The organism is Bradyrhizobium quebecense (assembly GCF_013373795.3).
GTDB classification, from domain to species: Bacteria; Pseudomonadota; Alphaproteobacteria; order Rhizobiales; family Xanthobacteraceae; genus Bradyrhizobium; species Bradyrhizobium quebecense.
In genome coordinates, this window is sequence record NZ_CP088022.1 from 7,051,366 (window position 1) to 7,072,087 (window position 20,722).

Annotated in this window: 17 protein-coding genes and 1 tRNA gene; 14 read left to right on the top strand and 4 right to left on the bottom strand. The window is 64.9% G+C overall.

Going from position 1 to position 20,722, the window contains the following annotated elements; all coding sequences use genetic code 11:
• Positions 1 to 18 precede the first annotated feature (18 nt).
• Positions 19 to 1,785, top strand: a complete 1,767-nt coding sequence (locus tag HU230_RS33865) for a heme biosynthesis protein HemY (RefSeq protein ID WP_176534457.1) — start codon at positions 19 to 21, stop codon at positions 1,783 to 1,785.
• Between the two features lie 109 nt (positions 1,786 to 1,894).
• Positions 1,895 to 1,970, top strand: a tRNA-Thr gene (locus HU230_RS33870).
• Positions 1,971 to 2,129: 159 nt separating this feature from the next.
• On the opposite strand, the gene HU230_RS33875 is transcribed toward HU230_RS33870, so the two are convergent.
• Complete coding sequence (locus HU230_RS33875) at positions 2,130 to 2,360, bottom strand: hypothetical protein (RefSeq protein ID WP_176534456.1); 231 nt, start codon at positions 2,358 to 2,360, stop codon at positions 2,130 to 2,132.
• 87 nt (positions 2,361 to 2,447) lie between these two features.
• On the opposite strand from HU230_RS33875, the gene HU230_RS33880 reads away from it, so the two are divergent.
• Positions 2,448 to 5,081 (top strand): glycosyltransferase family 4 protein, encoded by a 2,634-nt coding sequence (locus HU230_RS33880; RefSeq protein WP_176534455.1) that lies wholly within the window; start codon positions 2,448 to 2,450, stop codon positions 5,079 to 5,081.
• A 123-nt stretch (positions 5,082 to 5,204) separates the two neighbouring features.
• Here HU230_RS33880 and HU230_RS33885 read toward each other — a convergent pair whose 3' ends face one another.
• A complete protein-coding gene (locus HU230_RS33885; RefSeq protein ID WP_224943851.1) occupies positions 5,205 to 6,272 on the bottom strand; it encodes a hypothetical protein in 1,068 nt (355 codons plus the stop codon).
• Between the two features lie 256 nt (positions 6,273 to 6,528).
• Between HU230_RS33885 and pdxR the strand changes: the two genes are divergently transcribed.
• Together pdxR and HU230_RS33895 are read left to right on the top strand one after the other, a co-directional pair.
• Positions 6,529 to 7,923, top strand: coding sequence for a MocR-like pyridoxine biosynthesis transcription factor PdxR (gene pdxR / locus HU230_RS33890; RefSeq protein ID WP_224943854.1), 1,395 nt, complete (start codon positions 6,529 to 6,531; stop codon positions 7,921 to 7,923).
• Between the two features lie 87 nt (positions 7,924 to 8,010).
• Positions 8,011 to 8,448: a hypothetical protein gene (locus HU230_RS33895; protein ID WP_176534453.1), complete on the top strand. Its 438-nt coding sequence runs from the start codon at positions 8,011 to 8,013 to the stop codon at positions 8,446 to 8,448.
• A gap of 278 nt (positions 8,449 to 8,726) precedes the next feature.
• On the opposite strand, the gene HU230_RS33900 is transcribed toward HU230_RS33895, so the two are convergent.
• On the bottom strand, positions 8,727 to 9,782 hold the full coding sequence (locus tag HU230_RS33900) for a polysaccharide deacetylase family protein (RefSeq protein ID WP_176534452.1): 1,056 nt from the start codon (positions 9,780 to 9,782) through the stop codon (positions 8,727 to 8,729).
• Positions 9,783 to 9,999: 217 nt separating this feature from the next.
• Between HU230_RS33900 and HU230_RS33905 the strand changes: the two genes are divergently transcribed.
• Positions 10,000 to 10,284 carry a hypothetical protein gene (locus tag HU230_RS33905; RefSeq protein ID WP_176534451.1) on the top strand — a complete coding sequence of 95 codons (285 nt, stop codon included), beginning with the start codon at positions 10,000 to 10,002 and terminating at the stop codon, positions 10,282 to 10,284.
• A gap of 164 nt (positions 10,285 to 10,448) precedes the next feature.
• Positions 10,449 to 10,664: a cysteine rich repeat-containing protein gene (locus HU230_RS33910; protein ID WP_176534450.1), complete on the top strand. Its 216-nt coding sequence runs from the start codon at positions 10,449 to 10,451 to the stop codon at positions 10,662 to 10,664.
• Between the two features lie 59 nt (positions 10,665 to 10,723).
• On the opposite strand, the gene HU230_RS33915 is transcribed toward HU230_RS33910, so the two are convergent.
• Complete coding sequence (locus HU230_RS33915) at positions 10,724 to 12,403, bottom strand: MFS transporter (protein WP_176534449.1); 1,680 nt, start codon at positions 12,401 to 12,403, stop codon at positions 10,724 to 10,726.
• Positions 12,404 to 12,567: 164 nt separating this feature from the next.
• Between HU230_RS33915 and HU230_RS33920 the strand changes: the two genes are divergently transcribed.
• The 7 genes from HU230_RS33920 (at position 12,568) to HU230_RS33950 (ending at position 20,662) form a co-directional block, all read left to right on the top strand.
• The gene (locus HU230_RS33920) at positions 12,568 to 13,959 is read left to right on the top strand and encodes a hydrolase (RefSeq protein ID WP_176534448.1); all 1,392 of its coding nucleotides are present in this window, start codon (positions 12,568 to 12,570) and stop codon (positions 13,957 to 13,959) included.
• A gap of 83 nt (positions 13,960 to 14,042) precedes the next feature.
• Positions 14,043 to 15,428 (top strand): cytochrome P450, encoded by a 1,386-nt coding sequence (locus tag HU230_RS33925; protein ID WP_176534447.1) that lies wholly within the window; start codon positions 14,043 to 14,045, stop codon positions 15,426 to 15,428.
• Between the two features lie 145 nt (positions 15,429 to 15,573).
• Positions 15,574 to 16,983, top strand: coding sequence for an adenylate/guanylate cyclase domain-containing protein (locus HU230_RS33930; RefSeq protein ID WP_176534446.1), 1,410 nt, complete (start codon positions 15,574 to 15,576; stop codon positions 16,981 to 16,983).
• A 168-nt stretch (positions 16,984 to 17,151) separates the two neighbouring features.
• Positions 17,152 to 17,655 (top strand): tellurite resistance TerB family protein, encoded by a 504-nt coding sequence (locus HU230_RS33935; protein ID WP_092121262.1) that lies wholly within the window; start codon positions 17,152 to 17,154, stop codon positions 17,653 to 17,655.
• 227 nt (positions 17,656 to 17,882) lie between these two features.
• On the top strand, positions 17,883 to 18,662 hold the full coding sequence (locus HU230_RS33940; RefSeq protein WP_176534445.1) for an SDR family NAD(P)-dependent oxidoreductase: 780 nt from the start codon (positions 17,883 to 17,885) through the stop codon (positions 18,660 to 18,662).
• A 145-nt stretch (positions 18,663 to 18,807) separates the two neighbouring features.
• Positions 18,808 to 19,611, top strand: a complete 804-nt coding sequence (locus HU230_RS33945) for a glutamine amidotransferase (protein WP_176534444.1) — start codon at positions 18,808 to 18,810, stop codon at positions 19,609 to 19,611.
• Positions 19,612 to 19,852: 241 nt separating this feature from the next.
• Entirely contained in the window at positions 19,853 to 20,662 is an 810-nt protein-coding gene (locus tag HU230_RS33950) for an enoyl-CoA hydratase (RefSeq protein ID WP_176534443.1), read from the top strand.
• The last annotated feature ends 60 nt before the right edge of the window (positions 20,663 to 20,722 follow it).

Here is a 20,722-nt window from a genome sequence, read left to right on the forward strand (position 1 = left end):
CTTTGCAATAGGTTCTCGATGATCCGGATCATTCTGTTCCTGCTGCTGATCGCGCTCGCTGCAGCGGGTGCGGCCTGGTTGGCCGATCAGCCCGGCGATCTCGTGCTGAACTGGGGCGGTCTGCGCTTCACGTCCAAGCAGCCGATGTATCTGCTCGGCCTCGTCATCGTCGTCGCGATGGTCGCCGGTGTGATCCTGCGCGGCCTATGGAAGATCCCCGGCCATGTCCGCCGCGGCAGGCGCGAGCGGCGCCACGCGCGGGGCCGTCACGCCATCACGCAAGGCCTGCTCGCGATCGGGCACGGCGATTCGTCGGCCGCGCGCGCGCATGCCGAAGTGGCGCGGCGCCACGCCGGCGGCGATCCGCTGGCGCTGTTGCTGCACGCGCAATCGGCGCAGCTCGACGGCGATCGCGACGGCGCGCAGCGCGCCTTCCGCGCCATGGCCGAGCGGGCGGACACGCGGCTGCTCGGTTTGCGCGGCCTGTTCATCGAGGCGCAGCGCGCCGACGATCCGGTTGCGGCCGTGATGATTGCCGAAGAAGCGCTGAAAATGTCGCCGTCCTCGTCTTGGGCCTCGCATGCGGTGCTCGGCTTCTGCTGCGCCAAGGGCGATTGGGCCGGTGCGCTGTCGATCATCGACAATAACCAGGCCGCCGGGTTGATCGACAAGGCGACCTATCGGCGGCAACGCGGCGTGCTGCTCACGGCCCGTGCGCTGGAGTTCGAGACCGTCGATCGCGACCTGTCGCGCGCGAGCGCGATGGAGGCGCTCAAGCTGGCGCCGACGCTGATCCCGGCCGCGGTGCTTGCCGCCAAATTCGAGAGCGAGGCGCATCAGGTGCGCCGTGCGATGCGGATCGTCGAGGCCGCGTGGCTGGCGCAGCCGCATCCCGATCTCGCCGACGCCTATTCGCATGTGCGGCTCGGTGATGCCGCGCGCCAGCGCCTGGTGCGGGTCGAGACGCTGGCAGCGAAAACGCCGGGCCATATCGAAGGCGCGCTGGCGATCGCGCGCGCCGCGATCGATGCGACCGAGTTCGCCAAAGCGCGTGCGGCGCTGGAGCCGTTCACGGCGGCGCCGACGCAGCGCGTCGCGCTGTTGATGGCGGAGATCGAGCGCACCGAGCATGGCGACAGCGGCCGGGCGCGGGCCTGGACCTTGCGTGCGGTGCGCGCGCTGCACGATCCGGTGTGGACCGCGGACGGCTATGTCTCCGACCGCTGGCGTCCGGTCTCGCCGGTCACCGGCCGTCTCGATGCCTTCCAGTGGCAGACGCCGGTGGCGGCGCTGCCGTCCGACAAGGGCAATGCGATCGAGCCCTCGCCGTTCGAGGAGGCGATGCTGGCGCCGCGCCGGGTCGAGCCCCCCAAGGACGTGGCCAGCGAGCCGGCGGACGGCAAGCCGGCCGAGCCGGTCGAGGTAAAGCCGGTCGAGACGAAGTCCTTGGAGCCGGCCACACCGCCCGTGCAGGATAATGCCCCCCTGCCGGCAGCCATCGAGGCCGACCCGGCCCCAGTTCAGGCCGACCCGCCCGCATCGGAGCCGGCTCCGCCGCCGGCCGCCGAATCGGTTCCCCCGGCGCCCGCCCCCCTGTTCCGTTCCCGGACCGACCTGCCGAAGGCGGCGCCTGCGCCCATTCCGGCCGTCATCCCGATCGTCCGGGCCCCCGACGACCCCGGGGTCGACGAGGACGGTGCCGTGGACGAATTTGCGGAACAAATCGGCCCGCCCAAGGCCCAGATCGGCGGTTGGCGCGGATTTCTGTCACGTTTGGGAAGCTAATTGGCGGTTAGATAACCGGTGTCCGGTTCAATAGCTGCGTTTTCCTTGCCAATCGGGGTCATGCCCGATATCAGGTGGCGCGCGCTGTCAGGCCGTTGCCGAACGGTTCGCCGCAATAGCTCAGTTGGTAGAGCACGTCATTCGTAATGACGGGGTCGGGGGTTCGAGTCCCTCTTGCGGCACCACCCCTCAGGAACATCTCCCGCCTCGATGTGCAGCGGAGCTTTGTTCGCCGGGATTCTCGCACCGCACAATCTGCTCATGATCGCAATCGCGGCCAGTTCCGCCTGCTGCGAGCCCGGTTGCCCGGATCCGATTGGCGACTGTGGTGGCCCCGGGGCGCGTCAGGACGCCGCACAACCCCGGCGTGAGATGCGAAAACACGAAAAAAACACCGAACGCGCGGCTCGCGTCGAGATGAACGCGGTATTCAGATGGGTGACGATGTACCTGGCGACGTAAACGCCCGAGCCGATCTGCAACACCCGGAACACATCCGCCGATAGCTCCAGCGCATGGCGAACCGCACCCATTGCGCAAGCCGACCAAATGATTGGTGAGATGATGCGCGACATGGAGCAGAATAAACGCTGCGGAATCGGTGTTCGTTGATTGTGCATTTTCGCGCGGAAGTTTAATACCTGAACTACGATTGCCGGGGAATGACGTTGGTGCAGAAGGATCGTGATAGCGACTTTCAACTACAGCTTGCTTTCCTGAGGGAGTTCCAACGCGCCCACAATCGCCCGCTGCGCGTCCTGCATATCGGCAATATCGCGAACAACGCCTACAACAATGCTTTGATCCAGCGGCGCTTTGGAATCGAAGCGGATGTCATTTGCTATAACTACTATCACGTCATGGGTTGCCCGGAATGGGAGGCCGCAAGCTTCGACGGCAACGTCGACAACATGTTCCCGGATTGGTGGGCCACCGAGTTGGGCGGTTGGCGGCGACCGGATTGGTTTGTGCAAGGCCCCGTTCTCGATTGCCTCTCGTACCTTCGTGCGAAAAACGCCGGTGACAGCGCAGCCGCAGCATTTTTCTGGACGCTGCTGCAGGCAAGATATTGGGAGATGCTTGATGGCATAGCTGCCGCAGAGAGCCGGGTCCGTCCACCGATGCCGGAGCATCTGGCAGACACAATTTCAATTGCGCGCGAGTTTCAGGATTTCCAGGCAAGCAGGGCATCCAAAATCGCGCCGCCGCCCGATCAGCCGACCATCGTCCTGCCAGGGGCGACCATAGAGCCTGAGTCTGCACTCTCTCCGATTTCGCGGGCCTCATCAAAGTCGGCCTCGCCAGATCCGCAGCCGGAGCAAAGCCGATCTCTCGCCAACGAATATCCAAATCCCGAAGTACCAAGCCGCCTCGTATCAACCTATCGCGCCTTGCTGGCGAAGCACGTGTTTGTTCATTTGCGGCGTGAGGCGGAAACCGGCGTCGCCGACGGGGCGAGTCTGGCGGTCGCAATTTGGCGAAGTCAGCGACGCAGCCGCGGCTTGCCGCGTTTTGGCTTCGAGTTTCCTGCTGATGTTTTCACGATCCCAAATCCTGACATCGCGACGCCGGCTGCAGGCGAAGGCAATGAAGACCGGACGTTCCGCGACTTGCGGTCATCAACTCCCAAAGGGCCAAGCCGGCTCGTATCAACCTATCGCTCCCTGCTAACGAAGTATGTGTTTGCTCACTTGCAGCGTGAGGCGGAAACCGGCGTTGTCGCCAGGCCAAATTTGGCGGTCGCGATCTGGCGAAGTCAGAGACGCAGCCGCGGCTTGCCGCGTTTTGGCTTCGAGTTTCCTGCTGATGTCTTCACGATCCCAAATCCTGACATCGCGACGCCGGCTGCAGGCGAAAGCGATGAAGATCGGACGTCTCGCGATTCGCGGTCACCAACTCCCGAAGGACCTGGCCGCCTTACGTCGATCTATCGCTCCCTGCTGACGAAATATGTGTTTGCTCATTTGCGGCGTGAGGCGGAAGCCGGCGTTGTCGCCAGGCCAAATTTGGCGGTCGCAATTTGGCGAAGTCAGAGACGCAGCCGCGGCTTGCCGCGCTTTGGCTTCGAGTTTCCTGCTGATGTCTTCACGATCCCAAATCCTGTCACCGCGACGCCGGTTGCAAGCGAAAGCGATGTGTTCACGATCCCAAATCTTGACACCGTGACGCCGACCACAAGCAACGGCGCGGCCGCTGACGTCGGTTCATCAGTCATTCCCGTGGTGACCCACCCGGACATCGTCGACCGCCCGGAGTTTCGCTATTTCGAAAAATACGGCAAGGGAGAGGATCGAAACGCTACGCAGCGTGCGGCACTTCTTGGTGACCTGCTGCGACAGTTCACGGATTATCCGGCAGAAGCCCTGGTCTTGGTCGAAGCCTTCGCATCCACCATTGCCAATGAATTCGCTGACGTATTGGAGCACTATGACATCATTCAGGGTTATTCGATCGACGGGTTCATTCCCTTCATCAACGGACTCAAGAATTACACATGTTACGAGCACGGCACGTTGCGGGAACTGCCTTTTGAGAAAACCTATAACGGCATTCTTTGTTCGGCGTCGTACAAGAATGCGGCTTTCTCCTTCGTGACCAACTCGGACGTGCTGCCGTCTGTGGCACGGCTGAAATTGAAGAGGGAGCGGACGGTTTATCTTCCGCATGCCTTCGATGATGAAAAGATTTCAAGGTTTCGAGCGGGCCTCAAGCTTCCGAAGCGAGACTTCAAGGTCACCACATTCTTTAGCCCGTCGCGCCATCACTGGCGCGCTGCACCTGTTTCGATGCAGAAGGGCAATGACCTTTTCTTGAGGGCGGCCGCGCAGGTTGCGCAGACGGACCGCGATTTTCGCATCATCCTGGTCGAGTGGGGTGTTGACGTTCACCGAAGCAAGGAACTGATTCAGGAGCTTCGAATCGAAGATATGGTTTCGTGGATACCGTCGTTGAACAAGGCGGAGCTTCGACAGCTGTACTGCTCGAGCGACGTCGTCGTCGATCAGTTCAGGATACCGGCGATCGGCGGCGTTACCTTTGAGGCAATGGCGCTCGGACGCCGAGTGATAACCAATCTAGATGAAACCCAATCAGCGGAGTTCTTCGGAGCGGCGCCGCCCTGCCTGGCCGCCGACAGTGTCGAGTCGTGCGCGGCCCGGATTCTCGAGGTTCTTGCTGATCCGCTGGACGGCAACGGCTGCGGCGATGCCGCGCGTCTGTGGTTTGAGAAGTGTCATTCCGCGCAGCGCGTCGTCGCGCTCCAACTGGCCGCCTATCGAACGATTTGCGCCGCCTAGAGCATTTGTTCGGTTCTGATTGAATCAGAACCGAAGCTCCAGATTTTGCTTTGATGCGTTTTCTTCACGCGAACCGGTGGCCATCCCGCATCAAGTGCGGGACAGGCTTCGCTCGAAAACGCTCTAGATCCGCGCGCCACACAGTCCGCTCATGATCGCAATTGCGATCAGCGCGCCGGCTCCGAGCCCGGTTGCCCAGATCCGGTTGGCGACCGCCGTCGCCATGCCGTGTGCGATCAGAATGCCGCGCAATCCTGAAGCGAGATGCGCGAGGACGAAGAAGACGCCGAGTGCGTAGTGCGGCACCAGGCGGATACTCCAGGCGTCGTGGATCAGGCCGGTCGGTGCGCCCGACGCCCAGTCCCAATTGGTGTCGATGTGGTGCACGGCCCGCGCCGAGACGAACGCGGAATTCAGATGGGTGACGATGAACGCCGCGAGGTAGACGCCGGAGCCGATCTGAAACACGCGGAATGCGTCGGCCGGCAGTGAGCTCCAGCGCCAGGCAAGCCGTACCCCGACGGCGACCTGGAACAGCATCAAAGCGACAAGCGCCGGCTCGACCACGGACGATCGATAGACCGTACGGCCCATCTTCATCACGGCGGCATGAACCTCGGGTCCGAGCAGGCCGAGCAGATGATTGGTGAGGTGAAACGCGACATAGAGAAGGATGACCGCCGCGGCGATGCCATGCGTGACACGCCATCTGGCAATGGACGGAACCATCGCGGCTGATGTTGCCGGCCGCTCTTGCTCGCCGGCGAGCAGCGCATAGAGACACGCGGCGAGCCAACCCGCGACCCAGACGAGCTCGTCGCTGACATGGATATGCAGCAATCCAAGACCTACGCCGGTCAACACGAACAGGGGCGGCGTACCGATGCTGAGATAGGCGAGCCGCCGGGCGCGCAGCTCGAACGACGAAGGCGCTGGCTTGGTCATCCAATAGGCGCAGGCCAGACCCAGCAAGGGCGCGGCCGTTGCAGCCAGCAGAAGGAGTGCCGCCAGCGCCAGCCGCCAAAACGATATCGGATCGTCAGCGGGCGAGACCGCGAGATGAAATCCATCGAGCAGGAACGGATAGGCGATCGCGCCGGCCGCCGGCGCCAGCCTGCGCAGCTTGTCCGCGACTGCTATCGCGAGGCGATCGTTGCCGCGCCGTATGCTGCTCTGTTCGATTGCACTCACCGATATCTCCGGAAGCTCGAGTTGAGGACGGCAAAGACCCCGGCGGTCAGTCCGTGGAACAGCGCGCCAAAGCGAACAGTTGACCGTGCTCCCATAAGTACACGCAGCTGTGTGCTGCGGCCGCCGGCACGCTCGGGCAATGTCGCTGCGCCAGGATCGGTGCCGATATGCCTGAACTAATCCCGCCGCCGCCCGGCAGACAGAGCCATTTTTCATCTATCCGATTGGGCCATCAGAGGGCTGGCACTTGGACGCCATGGAGATCGAGAAGGGTTCGAGTACGTCGATCCAGCAGCAGCTCTATGATCGCATTCGCGCGGCCATCGTCGAGGGGCGGATCCAGTCGGGAGAACGCGTGCCGTCGACGCGCAGCCTTGCGGCGCAGCTCGGCATCGCGCGCGGCACCATCGACATCACATACGCGCGACTGACGAGCGAAGGATATCTCGTCGCACGCGGCCAGCGCGGCACCATCGTCGCGCCCGAGCTGCGCTCCGGCGCGATGCCGGCCGAGCCGCTCGCGCCACCGACATCGACAAGTGGTCCGGCACCGACCGAGATGCCGCCGCCGCTCCGGCTTGGCGTGCCCGCCCTCGATCTGTTTCCGCGCAAGGTCTGGGCCCGGCTCGCCGCGCGGGAAGCGCGCAAGCTGTCCGCGGCGCGGCTTTTCCACGCCTATCCGATGGGCGTGCCCGCGCTGCGCGAGGCGATCGCGGCCTATCTCGCTGTTGCCCGCGGCATTGTCTGCCGGCCGGATCAGGTCGTCGTCACGTCAGGCTATCAGGGCGCCCTGAGCCTGGTCGCGAGCCTGCTGCTCAAGCCCGATGATCAGGTCTGGCTGGAGGACCCCGGTTACGTCTTCGCACAGCAGGCGTTCGCGCGCCTTTCGATGCGCATCGTTCCGATTCCGGTCGATGATGAGGGGCTTCGCGTGGATGACGCGCGCGCGAGCCGTCCGGATGCACGGCTCGCGGTGGTGACGCTGACCCACCAGTTTCCACTCGGCATGCCGTTGTCGCCCCGGCGTCGCGCGGCGCTGCTGGCCTGGGCCGCCGACTGCGATGCATGGGTGCTGGAGGATGATTACGATTGCGAGTTCTACTATAGCGGCCGCAAGCCTGCGGCACTGAAGACCATCGATACAGCGGATCGCGTGTTTTATGCCGGCAGCTTCAGCAAGACGCTGTATCCGAGCCTGCGGCTCGGATATCTGGTGCTGCCGGCCGCGTTCGTCGCAACGGCGGAACGCACCTGCCAGATGCTTCATCGCGGAGCGGCGGCGTTCGAACAGTCGGTCGCGGCTTCCTTCTTGTCGGAGGGCTATTTCGCGCGGCACCTGCGGCGGATGCGGACGCACTATCGCGCGCGGCGCAAGGCGCTCGTCGATGAGCTGGAGCGACAGTTCGGCGCCGACGTGTGCATTTCGCTGCAGCCCGGCGGCCTGCATATCCTGGCGCGCTTTCCGAACCATGGGCCGGATGTCCGGCTGGCCGATCGGGCGCGGCAACATGGCCTCGCGCCGGTGGCGCTATCCGAACGGTCCCTCGCGCATCATGCGGGCGAAGGCTTGCTGATGAGCTTCACCAATATCGCGGAGCAGGACGTCGCCGAGGTGGTGGCGTTGTTGCGGCGGGCGATCACAGGGAGATGAATGCGGCACGCGATGGCTGCGTGAAGCAGCTCACACAGTCGTTGGTACGACTTGGCTAGTTTTCCGGCCACCAACGGGAGAACAACAATGCGCAAACTCATCCTGATCACGGCGATGGTTTTGGCTTCCGCTTGCGCGCAGGCCGGCGAACGAAGCCTGTCGTTGGGCGCTGGACAGTCCTTGCCGGCAGCCGTGTCGAATTCGGTCACTACGGCGGACAGGGCTCCTGCTGCGCCGGCAGCGCCCGCCGTCGAGCCGCCCCCGAAGCCGCCGGAAGCGCCGAAATATGTCGAACGCGCAGCACCCGTTGCGGCGGCAGCACCGGCTCCGCAGCCGCCCGCCCAGCCCACCGTGCAGCAGGCGCCAGTGCAACAGGCCAACGTCCAGCCGCAGGCGGCGCCCGACGCCAGGCTGGCCGGCGAGCAGCGGATGACTTCGCACAGGTCGAGCCATCGCCGCCACGCGCGGCGCTGGAGCGAGAGCCGCATCATCGGCGAGCTGCATCGCCACGGGATTTACTGGTAGCCACGAGTTCAGTTTCGTCATGCCTGGGCAAGCGCGCGAGGGCGCGCCTTCAAGCAAAATGGCCCGCCCGCCAGCTACTTTGCATGGGGTTGTTTTCGATATTTTGGTGGCAGCCGCAGCCAGCGGGCGCGATGGCGCCACTCTCGAAGGCGCATTGGCGTTCAAGGTCGCCCGGTCGTGTCGGACCAGCAGAAGGCGGTTGCGATCAGAAAGCGAAAGCGCCCCCGGATCGGATCCGGGGGCGCTTTGCGTTGGGCGTATTCAATGTGCGGGCTGCGTTACTCGGCGATCGTCTGCACGACGTTGCCGATTGGCCGGCCCGTTGCGATCGGCTTCTCGGTCTTCGCCATCATCGCGTCGTATTCCGGCAGCGTTTCGATCTGGGTCTTGGCCTTCATCCAGACCACCTTGTAGCCGCCCGCCTTCAGTTTGCGCAGCAGCGTCGGCAATGCCTGGGCGGTGTGCTTCTGCAAATCGTGCATCAGGATGATGCCCTTGTGCTCCTTGTCGAGCTTGGTCATCACGTTGTTGATGACTTCGTCCGAGCTCTTCGATTTGAAGTCGTTGGAGTCGACGTCGACCGAGAACATCGCGATGTTGCGGGTGCCGAGATAGGCTGTTGTCGCCGGGGTGTGCGCCAGCGCTGGGAAGCGGAAGAACGGAGCGGGGTTCGCACCCAGCGCCAGCTTCACCGCGCTGAAACCCTTCTCGATCTCGTCCTTGGCCTGCTGCTCGGTGAGCTTCTTGCTCGCCAGATGCGCGTGCGACCAGGTGTGGGCACCGATGGTGTGGCCGGCGGCGGCGACCTGGCGGAGGATGTCCGGGTGATAGGTGGTGTGCAGACCGATCGGGAAGAACACCGCCTTGGTGCACTCGTCCGCCAGCGCCTTCAGCACGGCGGGCGTGGTCGGCCACGGACCGTCGTCGAAGGTCAGCACGACCTCATGGTCGGTCAGGAAGTCATACTGCTTGTACTGCAGGAAGCCGAAGCCCGGGCCGCCTGTGGTGTCGACCACGACGGTGCGGCTGATGCCGAGCGCATCGGGATTGGCGCATCTGGGTGCGGCGGCAACCGGGGCCGGCGCCGGGGCGGGGGCAGCGGCCGGGGCTGCCGCCTGGGTGGCATCGGCGCGCGTCGACAGCGCGGCGGTCGTCTCGACATCGTCCTTGGCAGCCTGCTTTGCCGCTGCCGCAGGGAGCGGATCGGCCTTGGCTGCGGCAGTTGTCTGCGGAGGAGCCGCGTCGGCACGCGGGGAGGAGGTCCAGAACCACACGCCGGCGATCACGATCGCCGCTACAACACTGGCCAGCATCAGGCCCAACGCACTACGCATCGCTAACACTCTCTTGGAACTCGGGATACGCCACAGCCGCAACGAGCGATTAATGCCAACAAGGTCTTAACGCGATCCCAACAAGGCGCCGGAAGGACAACAAAAAGCGGGTCTTACCCATGCGTGATGACCGTCACAGTCTTCAGACGCGCTGCCGTTCAGGATCGGATGATCGAACAACGGGCCCCGCCATTTGCGGCGCCGATGGGAGCCGATCATGACCACCGTCTTCAAAAGTCAGGTTCTAGGGCGTGCAGTTCGCAGCGTCGCGTTGGCTTTTGCGGCCACCGTTTCCGTGCTGTCGCCGACTGCGAGCTTTGCGTTCAGCGCCGAGGCACAGCAGATGTGCTCGGGCGACGCGTTCCGCCTGTGCAGCGCGGAGATCCCGAACATCCCCAGGATCACCGCCTGCATGGTCAAGAATCGCTCCCAGCTGAGCAGCGGCTGCCGCGTCGTGCTGGATCGCGATCTCGCCGCCCAGCGCAGGGCCGCCGCGGAGTGATCTTGCGCGGCATCTGATGGGGGCAAACCTGCGGCGACGAGACGCAGGCCGTCTCCGGATGGTCATCTCCGGGCGGAACCTGCCGATTCGCCCTCGGTTTCAAGCTTCTTCGCGACCCTGAAACGCTATAGAACCGGCGTTGCATTCCTTAGAGGCTTTGAGAGATGACCCGATTTCTGTTTGCCGTCGTTCCACTGGTTCTGTTGGCGTCGGCCGCCTCCGCGCAGCAGCAGGGGCGTGATGCCTGCTCGCGCGACGCCTCGCGGTTCTGCCGCGCCCATCTCAGCGAGGGCGATCAGGTCGTGCTGGCCTGCCTGAAGGAGCACCGCAGCCGCCTCAGCAAGGCCTGCCTGCAGACGCTCATCGACAACGGGCAGTAGCTCCGATCGTCGTCATTCCGGGCTCGCGCTTCGCGTGTCCCGGAACGACGATTGAGAAACTACGTGCTGCTGCCCGCCGCGGTCGCGACCACCGGGATCACTTCCTTGGCGGCGCGGTCCGGGGTCTCGTCCTTCCAGCGCACCGAGCCGAACGGACGCTCCAGCATCCGGCGCACCCGGATCGGCTCCGCGCCGATGTGGAAGCCGGCCGCCTTCTGATGCAGCTCGCGCTCGATCTGGGTGGCGCGGTTGCGCTGGCGCAGGAAGTCGAGCCAGGTCGGGCAATGATAGCGCTCGGTCCACAATTCGGGATCGGCGATATCGCGCGCGATCGACCAGCCATAGGCGCCGTTGCGCTGGCGGCTGAGCTGCACGTCCTGCATCACATTGTGGAAGGCGCGGGCATTGTCCTGCGCCACCCGGTATTCGATCTCGACCACCAGCGGGCCGCTGCGCCCGGTCAGTTGCAGCCGCACCTCGGGATCGGCCAGGGTATCGGCCGCGTCCTCGTTGCGCGCGCCGACCGGCGGCATCCTGAGCCAGATGCCGAGCACCGGCGACAGCAGCATCAGCCCGGCGGAGATCAACAGCGCCATCTCGACGCCGCCGAGGTCCGTGATGCGGCCCCAGCACCAGCTTCCGATCGCAATGCCGCCGGCGATCGAGGCCTGGAAAGCTGCAAGCGAACGGCCCGCGACCCAGCGCGGCGCCGACAGCTGCACGCCGATATTGAACAGCGCGATCGCAAGCATCCACACCGCGCCGGCAACCACCAGCGCGGCGGCGGTGAGCACCGGTTGGTTGCTCACGGCGACGATCGCGATCGCGACGCCCAACAGCAGCGCGCAGGTGCGCACCGCGGCTTCGCCGCTGAGCCGGCTGCGGATCTCGCTGATGTTGAGCGCGCCGATCACTGCGCCCATGCCGAAGGCGCCGAGCATGATGCCGTAGGTCTGCGCGCCACCATGCAGCAGGTCGCGCGCCACCAGCGGCATCAGGGCCGAGACCGAGCCGCCGATGAGGCCGGTCACCATGGTGCGGGTCAGCACGATCTTGATCGACGGCGAATTGGTGATGTAGCGCACGCCGGAAACAATGGCGCGGTTCAGCCGTTCGCGCGGCAGCCGCGACGGCTCGCTGACGCGATTCCACAGGAACAGCACGGCGAGCAGCGGCAGATACAGCACCGCATTGGCGGCGAATGCCGCCACGGCGCCTGCGGAGGCGACCACGATGCCGCCGATCGCCGGGCCGAAGCTGCGCGCGATGTTGTAGCTGATGCCGTTCAGCGCGACCGCGGCGGGCAGCGTCTCCGACGGCACTTGCTCGCTGACCGAGGATTGCCAGGCCGGGCCGAACAGCGCCATGCCACTGCCGACGACGAAGCACAGCGCAAGCAGGATGTTCGGCGTCACCAGATTGAGCCAGGCCAGCACCGTCAGCGTGGTGGCGCCGGAGAGTGCGATCGCCAGCGACACCAGTGCGACGATGCGGCGGTCATGCATGTCGGCGATGGCGCCGGCCGGCATCGCGATCAGCATCACAGGCAGCATCAGCGCGGTCTGCACCAGCGCGACCTTGTCGGCCTCCGCGGTCATCTGGGTCATCGCCCAGGCGGCGCCGACGCCCTGGATCAGGATGCCGAGATTGGAGAGCAGGCTGGCGAGCCAGATCCGCCTGAAGATTGAATGCCGCAACGGTGCAGTGATACTGTCGGGTCGATCAGGCGGTGCGGTCATATCCGGTTCCGGTTGGCCTGCTATGGCTTGTTGAATGATTCCGGCTGTAATCAACTGATGCCCGCGAAACGCGTGTCCTGTCCAGCGTTTACGGTATCCTTACGGGCTGCAGGACACAGCTAAAGCACTGAAAGACCTGAGGAAGGCTTAGGGGAAGGGGACCGATGGCGCTGTCGCGGCGAACAATTTTGCAAGGGGCCGGCGCGCTGTCCCTGCTGTCCGGCCGTCTTGCCGTCCCGGGCCTGGCTCAGGCGGCCTTGGTTCGGTCGGCCCTGGCCCAGTCGGCGCCCGCCGGCGACATCCCGCCGATCCTGTTCGTGCATGGCAATGGCGATCACGCGGCGCTCTGGTTGACGACGCTCTGGCGGATGGAATCCAACGGCGTGCCGCGCGAGCGCATGGCCGCGATCAATTTCACCGATCCCTTGGCGCGCACGGACGACAAGGTCGAGCAAGCCAACCGCTCCTCGACCGAGGATCAGCGCCGCGAGCTCGCCGAGGCGGTCAGGGAGCTGAAGCAAAAGAGCGGCGCCGCGCGCATCGCGCTGGTCGGAAATTCGCGCGGCGGCAATGCGATCCGCAACTACGTCAAGAACGGTGGTGGCGGCGACATCAGCCACGCGGTGCTGTGCGGCACGCCCAATCATGGTGTGTATGCCTCGGACGACGGGCTCGGGAACGAGTTCAACGGGCGTGGTCCGTTCCTGCGCGGGCTGAACGATGGCGACAGCGAAGTGACTGCTGGCACCGCATTCCTGACCTTGCGCAGCGATGGCCTCGACAAATATGCGCAAGCCGACGGCCGCTTCATCGGCAAGCCGGGCACGCCGACCAACGTCACGTCCGAAGGTCCGGCGTTGAAAGGCGCGACCAACCTGGTGCTCGGCGCCGTGGACCATCGCGAGACCGCGTATCATCCGCGCGCCTTTCGCGAGATCTACAAGTTCATCGCGGGGCACGAGCCGTCGCGGATCGAGATCGTGCCGGAGACGGTGGTGAGGCTGAGCGGCCTTGTCACGGGCACGCCCGGCGGCGTGCCGACCAACCGGCCGGTGCCGGGTGCCACGGTCGACATCTATCATGTGTCGGCGGAAACCGGCGAGCGCGTCGGCGGCCCGCTGCACAGCTCGCAGACCGGCGCCGACGGCCGCTGGGGTCCGGCGCAGGTCGATCCGTCCTGGCCGCTCGAATTCGTGCTGACCTCGCCTGATGCCGTGACGACGCATATCTATCGCTCGCCATTTCCGCGCTCGTCCGAGATCGTGCATTTGCGCGCGGCACGACCGCTGCTGCCTGCCGATGCCGGCGCGGGCGCCATCGTGCTGATGTCGCGGCCGCGCGGCTATTTCGGCCTGCCACGCGATATCGTGCTGTTCGACGGCAAGGAACCGGCCGACGTCAAATCCGGCGTGCCGACCGATGCGGTGACGACGTTGCGGCTCGCCGCAGCCGATGTCGGCCGTCCGGTGGTTGCCGCCTTCAATCAGGAACGCATTGTGATGCGGGCCTGGCCGGCGTCGGAGAATCGGATTGCAGTCGCCGAGCTGACTTACTAGGTCTGGTAGAGGGTCCGCGCGCCTTCATGGCGCCGGGATCGCATAGCCGGATCGGCCATTGCGTGAGGCAGGAAGCGAGGACCATGAGCATAGCCGAAGTCTGCGACATCACGGTCACGCGGCGTCCCCTGGTCCCGCCGGCGCCGCCGCGCGCGCCCGACGACATGGGTGCGTTCGAGCGGATGCGGGTGATGCGCAACTCGCCGATCGAGACCTGGGGCCAGCGCGCCTATGAGGACGACATTGTCCAGGGCCGCTTTCTCGGCCGCTCGAGCTTCATCCTCAACACGCCGGACGCGATCCGCCATGTGCTGGTCGACAATTACGAGAACTACACCCGCACGCCGGCCGGCATCCGCGTGCTGCGTCCGATGCTGGGCGAGGGACTGCTGATTGCCGAGGGCCGCGCGTGGAAGCATCAGCGCCGCACCCTGGCGCCGGCGTTCACGCCGCGCGCGGTCACGACGCTGGTGCCTTCCATGATCGCGGCGGTCGACGAGACCATCGGCAAGCTGAAGGCCGCGAGCGGCGGCCCGGTGGATCTGCGCGAGGTGATGCAGCGCATGACGCTGGAGATTGCGGGCCGCACCATGTTCTCGTTCGGCATGGATCGCCACGGCGCCGCGCTGCGCGACTTCGTGATGGAGTATGGCGACACGCTGGCGCGGCCGCATATGCTCGACCTGGTGCTGCCCTTGAGCTGGCCGACCCTGCAGGATTTCCGGCGCGCCCGCTTCCGCAAGCGCTGGACCGCGTTTGTCGGCCAGCTGATGGCCGAGCGCCGCGCCACCGGCAAGGATGACAACGCGCCGGCTCGCGACCTGTTCGACCTGATGGGTGCCGCGCGCGATCCTGAAACCGGCGAGGCTTTCACCGACGCCCAGCTCGGCGACCAGGTCGCGACGATGATCCTGGCCGGCCATGAGACGACCGCGACCGCGCTGTTCTGGGCGCTCTATCTGCTGGCGCTCGATCCCGAGACCCAGGAACAATTGGCAGCAGAAGTCAGGAGCGTGACGACGTCTGGCGCGCTCGACATCGAGCGGCTGAAATTCACCCGCGCGGTGATCGACGAAACCATGCGGCTCTATCCGCCGGCGTTCCTGATCGCGCGTGCGGCTGGTGGTCCCGACACCATCGCGGGCCGTCCGGTCAGAAAGCATGACGTAATCCTGATCGCGCCGTGGCTGTTGCACCGGCATGAAAAGTTGTGGCGCGATCCTAACGCGTTCGTGCCACAGCGTTTCATGGCGGAAACGCCGCCCGATCGCTTCGCCTATCTGCCGTTCGGGGTCGGCGCGCGGGTCTGTATCGGCGCGCATTTCGCGCTGGTCGAGGCGACGCTTGCGCTTGCGCGGATGATCGGTACGTTTCGCGTCGCGCTGGCGGACAAGGATCCGGTGCTTCCGATCGGCGTGGTGACGACACAGCCGAACCGCTCGCCGGTGTTCACGATCAGACCGCGCTGACCTTGCGCGACGGTGTCCCAATGCTCATCTTGAGCGGGATGACTCTTCGTCGAATCGTCATCCCGCTCTATCTCTTTGTTTTGAGCATGATCTTTGCGGAAAACCGCTACACACTTTTCCGGATCATGCTCTCTAGGGGCTCACCATGAGCGATACGCAAGCCCACTTCGCAGTCCTCAGGCAGACGACCGATCCGGCCGTCGTCGATGCCATGCAGCAGCTGATCGCGGACGGCCATGATCGCGAGCTCAATCGCATCAACGCCCTGGATTTCTCGCGCCGCACCGGGCTGGAAGAGGAGAAGGTGATCTCCGGCTTCCTGCATGCTTCGCGGCTCGGGCTGTTCGACATGAGCTGGAACGTGCTGTGTCCGGGCTGTGGCGGAGTGCTCGACGCCCACACCACGCTGAAGTCGCTGCGCCATGACGACTATAATTGCGCGCTGTGCGCGGCCGGCTACGAGGCCTCCGTCGACGAGCTGGTCGAGGTTGCCTTCACCGTCAGCCCGCGGGTCCGCCACATCGCCGCGCACGATCCCAACACGCTGCCGATCTGGGAATACTTCCGCCAGATGTTCTGGAGTTCCGGGATCGAGTTCGACGAGAGCGCGGTGTCGACCCTGATCAACGAGGTGACACTGGAGGGGCTCGAGCTGCCGCCCGGCGAGAAGGCGATCCTGTCGCTCAATCTGCCCAATCAGTTCGTCATCGTGTTCGAGCCGGTGACGCATTCGGCGCATTTCTTTGCCATCGAGGGCGAGCCGACCACCGAGCGTCAGCAGTTCTCGATCGCGTTCAACAAGTCTCATGCGCCGACCGGCACCTCGACGATGCGGCCGGGGCCGCTGCGGCTCTCGCTGGAGAATCATGCCGACGTTCGCGTATTGCCTTCGGTATGGATCGCGGGCGATCCGCTGCACAAATTGCTCGGAAAGCGCAAGCCGATCCTCACTGCGAAGCGGATGCTGTCGAACCAGACCTTCCGCGACGTGTTCAAGGCCGACAACCTCACCGTCGACCAGCGGCTGAAGATCACCGCGCTGACCTTCCTGTTCACCGATCTCAAAGGATCGACCGCGCTCTATGAGCGGGTCGGCGATCTCGCCGCGTTCGACCTGGTGCGCGCGCATTTCCACGCGCTGCTCGAGATCATCGCCTCCGAACACGGCGCAGTCGTGAAGACCATCGGCGATGCCGTGATGGCGACCTTCATCCGGCCCGAGCATGCATTGTCGGCGGGCCTGCGGATGCGGGCCGCGATGAAGCAGCTCAACACCGAGCGCGGCAAGGAAGATCTGATCGTCAAGATCGGCATCCATGAGGGGCCGTGCCTCGCGGTGACGCTGAACGAGCGGCAGGATTATTTCGGCCAGACCGTGAATATCGCCGCGCGGGTGCAGAGCCTGTCGACGTCACAGGAAATCCATTTGACCCAGCCGGTGATGGAAGCAGCGGAGGTCGCGGGCATCCTCGATCGCGCGGCGATCAAGCCGATCCAGAAGGAAGCGGCGCTGCGCGGCATTGCCGACAAGCTCGTGGTGTACGAGATACCGTAGTCACATTGCCGACACGTAATGCTTGCTGAAACGTAATGCCGCAGCGGGAACCCGCGCGGATTGCGCCGGTTCTGCTTCCACGCCATATAGATTTCAACAGCGCATGGTCCGGCAGTTTTCCGGACGGATGCTCAATCAAAGCTTCCAGGCTTCATCCCAGAGAGAGCGATGCTCGACGGACTCCGCCAATTCATTGCCGATATCGTCTCCCCCGATGCCCAGGCTGACCGCGCCTTCGATGACGGCGACTACCGCCTGGCGGCGACGGCGCTATTGGTGCATGTCGTCTCGCTGGATGGTGAGCCGACGCCGGCCGAGACGCGCAAGCTGCACAGCCTGATCGAGAGCCGCTTTCAGCTCGATCCCGGCACCGCCGACAAGTTGATCGCCTCCGCCATGCGCGTCGAAGGTGAGGCCGTGGATCTCTATCACTTTACCAGTGTGATCATGCGCTCGGTGAATGAGGAGGGACGGCTGCGCATCGTCGAGATGATGTGGGAGCTGGTCTATGCCGACGGCCAGGTGAGCGAGTTCGAGGACAATGTGGTCTGGCGTGCTGCCGATCTGCTCGGCATTTCCTCGCGCGACCGCATCGACCTCAAGCACCGGGTGGCCGAGAAGCAGGCGGAGCTGCCAAAGGGCCCCTGGGGCACGGCAGACGCGGCAATCTGACACGGCTGCCTGCGCAGGCGGACGCCCCCCTGCCGGCGTTGCGGATGACGAAATTTTAATGTCCGCCGCGATTGTGGGCGATCCGACTGAAAATCGGTCGTTTCGTCACGAAACCAGCGGCCCCGCCGCTATCCACAAGCCCATACGCGGCTTGCGTCACACCGCATCCCTATGCTCTCGTCGCCCCGCTGGGGACCTCACTAGAATTTGCAGTAAGAGTTTGAAACGTGACTGAGCGTGTGACGCTGATAACCGGGGCATCGGCGGGCATAGGCACCGAACTGGCGCGCGTGTTTGCATCGAATGGTCACCGCGTGGCGCTGGTGGCGCGGCGCGCCGATCGCCTGAAGACCCTCGCCGACGAGCTCGGCGCCAAGGGCGGCCCGGCGCCGATCGTGATTCCCTGCGATCTGCAGCAGACCGATGCCGGCGACAGGATCGCACAGGCCCTGACCGACGCCGGGGTCGAGGTCGAATATCTGGTCAATAATGCCGGCTTCGGCCTGTTCGGCCTCGCCGTGGAGCGCGACCGCGCCGAACAACTCGACATCATCAACGTCAATATCCGCGCGCTGACCGACCTGACGCTGCGCTTTGCCGACCAGCTGATCCGCAACCGCGGCGGCATCCTCAATCTCGGCTCGATCGCGGGATTCCTGCCGGGCCCTGGCATGGCCGTGTACTATGCCAGCAAGGCCTATGTGCTGTCGTTTTCCGAGGCGTTGCGCTGCGAATTGGCGCCGAAGGGCGTGCGCGTCACCGTGGTTTGCCCCGGTCCCGTGCCGTCCGAATTCCAGGACCGCGCCGGCTTTGCCCCCGGCTTTGATTCTGCCATCCTCGACGTTGCGCCTGCCGAGGTCGCCCGTCAGGCCTATCGCGGCCTGATGGCCAACAAGCGCGCCGTGCTGCCCGGCGCCTTCATCAAGCTGGTGCCGTTCCTGCTCCGGCTGTTTCCGCGCTCCTTCATCCTGACCGCGGTCGGCGGATTTCAGCTCCGCAAGCGCTAGCTTCACCCGTAAGACCCCCTTCCAGCGCCGCTAAGCCTGCCTCTGGCCCGCGATTTGCTTCGCACGGGTGTGCGCAAACTCACACGATGTTAACGACCACTTAGCTATGATCGTGCCTTACGTGCCGAAACTTTAAGCAGAGGCAATGTCGTTCCGGTCTGACCCAACCCGTGTCGTGGTGCCCTTCGCGAGCCGAAGGCCGGCCGCGGTCACGCCGGCAGACCGGGCGTCGCTGCGGCCGGTGCTGGTGGTCCTGCATCAGGAGACGTCGACCCCCGGCCGGATCGGCAACGCCCTGCGCGCGCTCGGCTACCCGCTCGACATCCGTCGCCCGCGCTTCGGTGACGCGCTGCCCGACACGCTCGAGGCGCATGCCGGCGCGGTGATCTTTGGCGGGCCGATGAGCGCCAACGATCCCGACGACTATGTGCGACGCGAGATCGACTGGATTTCAGTGCCGCTGCGCGAGCAGCGTCCGTTCCTGGGCATCTGCCTCGGCGCGCAGATGCTGGCGCGGCAACTCGGCGCCAAGGTCGCGCCGCATCCGCAAGGCCGCGTCGAGGTCGGTTATTACCCGGTCCGGCCGACGGAGGCTGGCCGCGCGTTGTGCCCGGACTGGCCGGCGCGGGTCTATCACTGGCATGGCGAGGGCTTTCAATTGCCCACGGGCGCGGACCTGCTCGCAGCGGGCGATGATTTCCCGGTGCAGGCGTTCCAGTTCGGCAACGCCTTCGGCCTGCAATTCCATCCCGACGTGACCTACGCGATGATGCATCGCTGGACCACGCGCGGTTGCGCGCGGATGGATTCGCCGGGCGCGCAGCCGGGTCATCTGCACTTCGCCGAGCGCGCCGTGCACGATGCCGCCGAGCGCGCCTGGCTGAAGCATTTCATCGACGGCTGGATTGCGCGCGTGCCCCGGCCGGTCGTGCTGCAGGCCGCGGAATAGCCGCCGCGCGGAATTTCGCGCGTCACACGACACGGCTATTCATTTTCGCTTCTGTGCTAAAGCGTTTTCGAGCGAAGTGGACACCGGTTCGCGTGAAGAAAACGCGTCAAACAAGAATCTAGAGATTCGGTTCTGATTCAATCAGAACCGAAAATGCTCTAGTCTCGCAACGGCTGCGCGCGGCGCCGCATGGTCGCGCGAACTCAGAACAACAAGACAAACACAGCACAGGGAGATCGCCGTGAGCTACCAACACATCCTCTATGAGGTCAGCGACAGGATCGCGACCATCACGCTGAACCGCCCCGACCGCATGAATGCGTGGACCGCGATCATGGAGCGCGACGTGCGCCATGCGATGGAGGCGGCGGCCAATGACGACAATGTTCGCGTCATCGTGCTGACCGGCGCGGGCCGCGGCTTCTGCGCCGGCGCCGACATGGAAGCGCTGAAGGGGATCGATCCCAATGAGGTCCGGCGCGGTGAAGGCGTTGCATTCGACATGAACCGTCGCGCCGACTGGCAGACGCGCTACGCCTACTACCCCGCCATCAAGAAACCCGTGATCGCGATGCTCAACGGCGCCACGGCCGGCATCGGCCTGGTCCACGCGCTGTATTGCGACCTGCGCTTCGCGGCCGACAGCGCGGTGTTCACCACCGCCTTCGCGCGGCGCGGCCTGATCGCCGAGCACGGCATCAGCTGGATGCTGCCGCGCATCGTCGGTCACGCCAACGCGCTCGATCTGTTGATGTCGGCGCGGCGCGTATCGGCTGCGGAGGCGCTGCGCATCGGCCTCGTCAACCGGCTCTCTTCGCCGGAGAAGCTGCGGGAGGAAACCTATGCCTATGCCCGCGACCTCGCCGATTTCGTCTCGCCGAGTGCGATCGCGGTGATCAAGCGTCAGGTCTACGACGTGCCGTTCCAGACGCTTGCCGAAGCCACCATCGATGCCAACCGCGAAATGCAGATCGCGCTGAAGGGCAATGATTTCAGGGAAGGCGTCGCGAGTTTCGTCGAGAAGCGCCCGCCCCGGTTTACGGGGACGTGAGGGGGAGAGGGGACGATAAGGTCCGTCTTCGCCCTTCGGGCTTCGCCGGACACCACGCTT

Bases quoted from the DNA above. Each gene is read 5' to 3' on its own strand.
- HU230_RS33910 (WP_176534450.1), top strand. From the start codon at position 10,449: ATGACCCGATTTCTGTTTGCCGTCGTTCCACTGGTTCTGTTGGCGTCG.
- HU230_RS33905 (WP_176534451.1), top strand. From the start codon at position 10,000: ATGACCACCGTCTTCAAAAGTCAGGTTCTAGGGCGTGCAGTTCGCAGC.
- HU230_RS33875 (WP_176534456.1), bottom strand. From the start codon at position 2,360: ATGTCGCGCATCATCTCACCAATCATTTGGTCGGCTTGCGCAATGGGT.
- HU230_RS33915 (WP_176534449.1), bottom strand. From the start codon at position 12,403: ATGACCGCACCGCCTGATCGACCCGACAGTATCACTGCACCGTTGCGG.
- HU230_RS33935 (WP_092121262.1), top strand. From the start codon at position 17,152: ATGCTCGACGGACTCCGCCAATTCATTGCCGATATCGTCTCCCCCGAT.
- HU230_RS33920 (WP_176534448.1), top strand. From the start codon at position 12,568: ATGGCGCTGTCGCGGCGAACAATTTTGCAAGGGGCCGGCGCGCTGTCC.
- pdxR (WP_224943854.1), top strand. From the start codon at position 6,529: ATGGAGATCGAGAAGGGTTCGAGTACGTCGATCCAGCAGCAGCTCTAT.
- HU230_RS33930 (WP_176534446.1), top strand. From the start codon at position 15,574: ATGAGCGATACGCAAGCCCACTTCGCAGTCCTCAGGCAGACGACCGAT.
- HU230_RS33925 (WP_176534447.1), top strand. From the start codon at position 14,043: ATGAGCATAGCCGAAGTCTGCGACATCACGGTCACGCGGCGTCCCCTG.
- HU230_RS33895 (WP_176534453.1), top strand. From the start codon at position 8,011: ATGCGCAAACTCATCCTGATCACGGCGATGGTTTTGGCTTCCGCTTGC.
- HU230_RS33945 (WP_176534444.1), top strand. From the start codon at position 18,808: ATGTCGTTCCGGTCTGACCCAACCCGTGTCGTGGTGCCCTTCGCGAGC.
- HU230_RS33900 (WP_176534452.1), bottom strand. From the start codon at position 9,782: ATGCGTAGTGCGTTGGGCCTGATGCTGGCCAGTGTTGTAGCGGCGATC.
- HU230_RS33880 (WP_176534455.1), top strand. From the start codon at position 2,448: ATGACGTTGGTGCAGAAGGATCGTGATAGCGACTTTCAACTACAGCTT.
- HU230_RS33865 (WP_176534457.1), top strand. From the start codon at position 19: ATGATCCGGATCATTCTGTTCCTGCTGCTGATCGCGCTCGCTGCAGCG.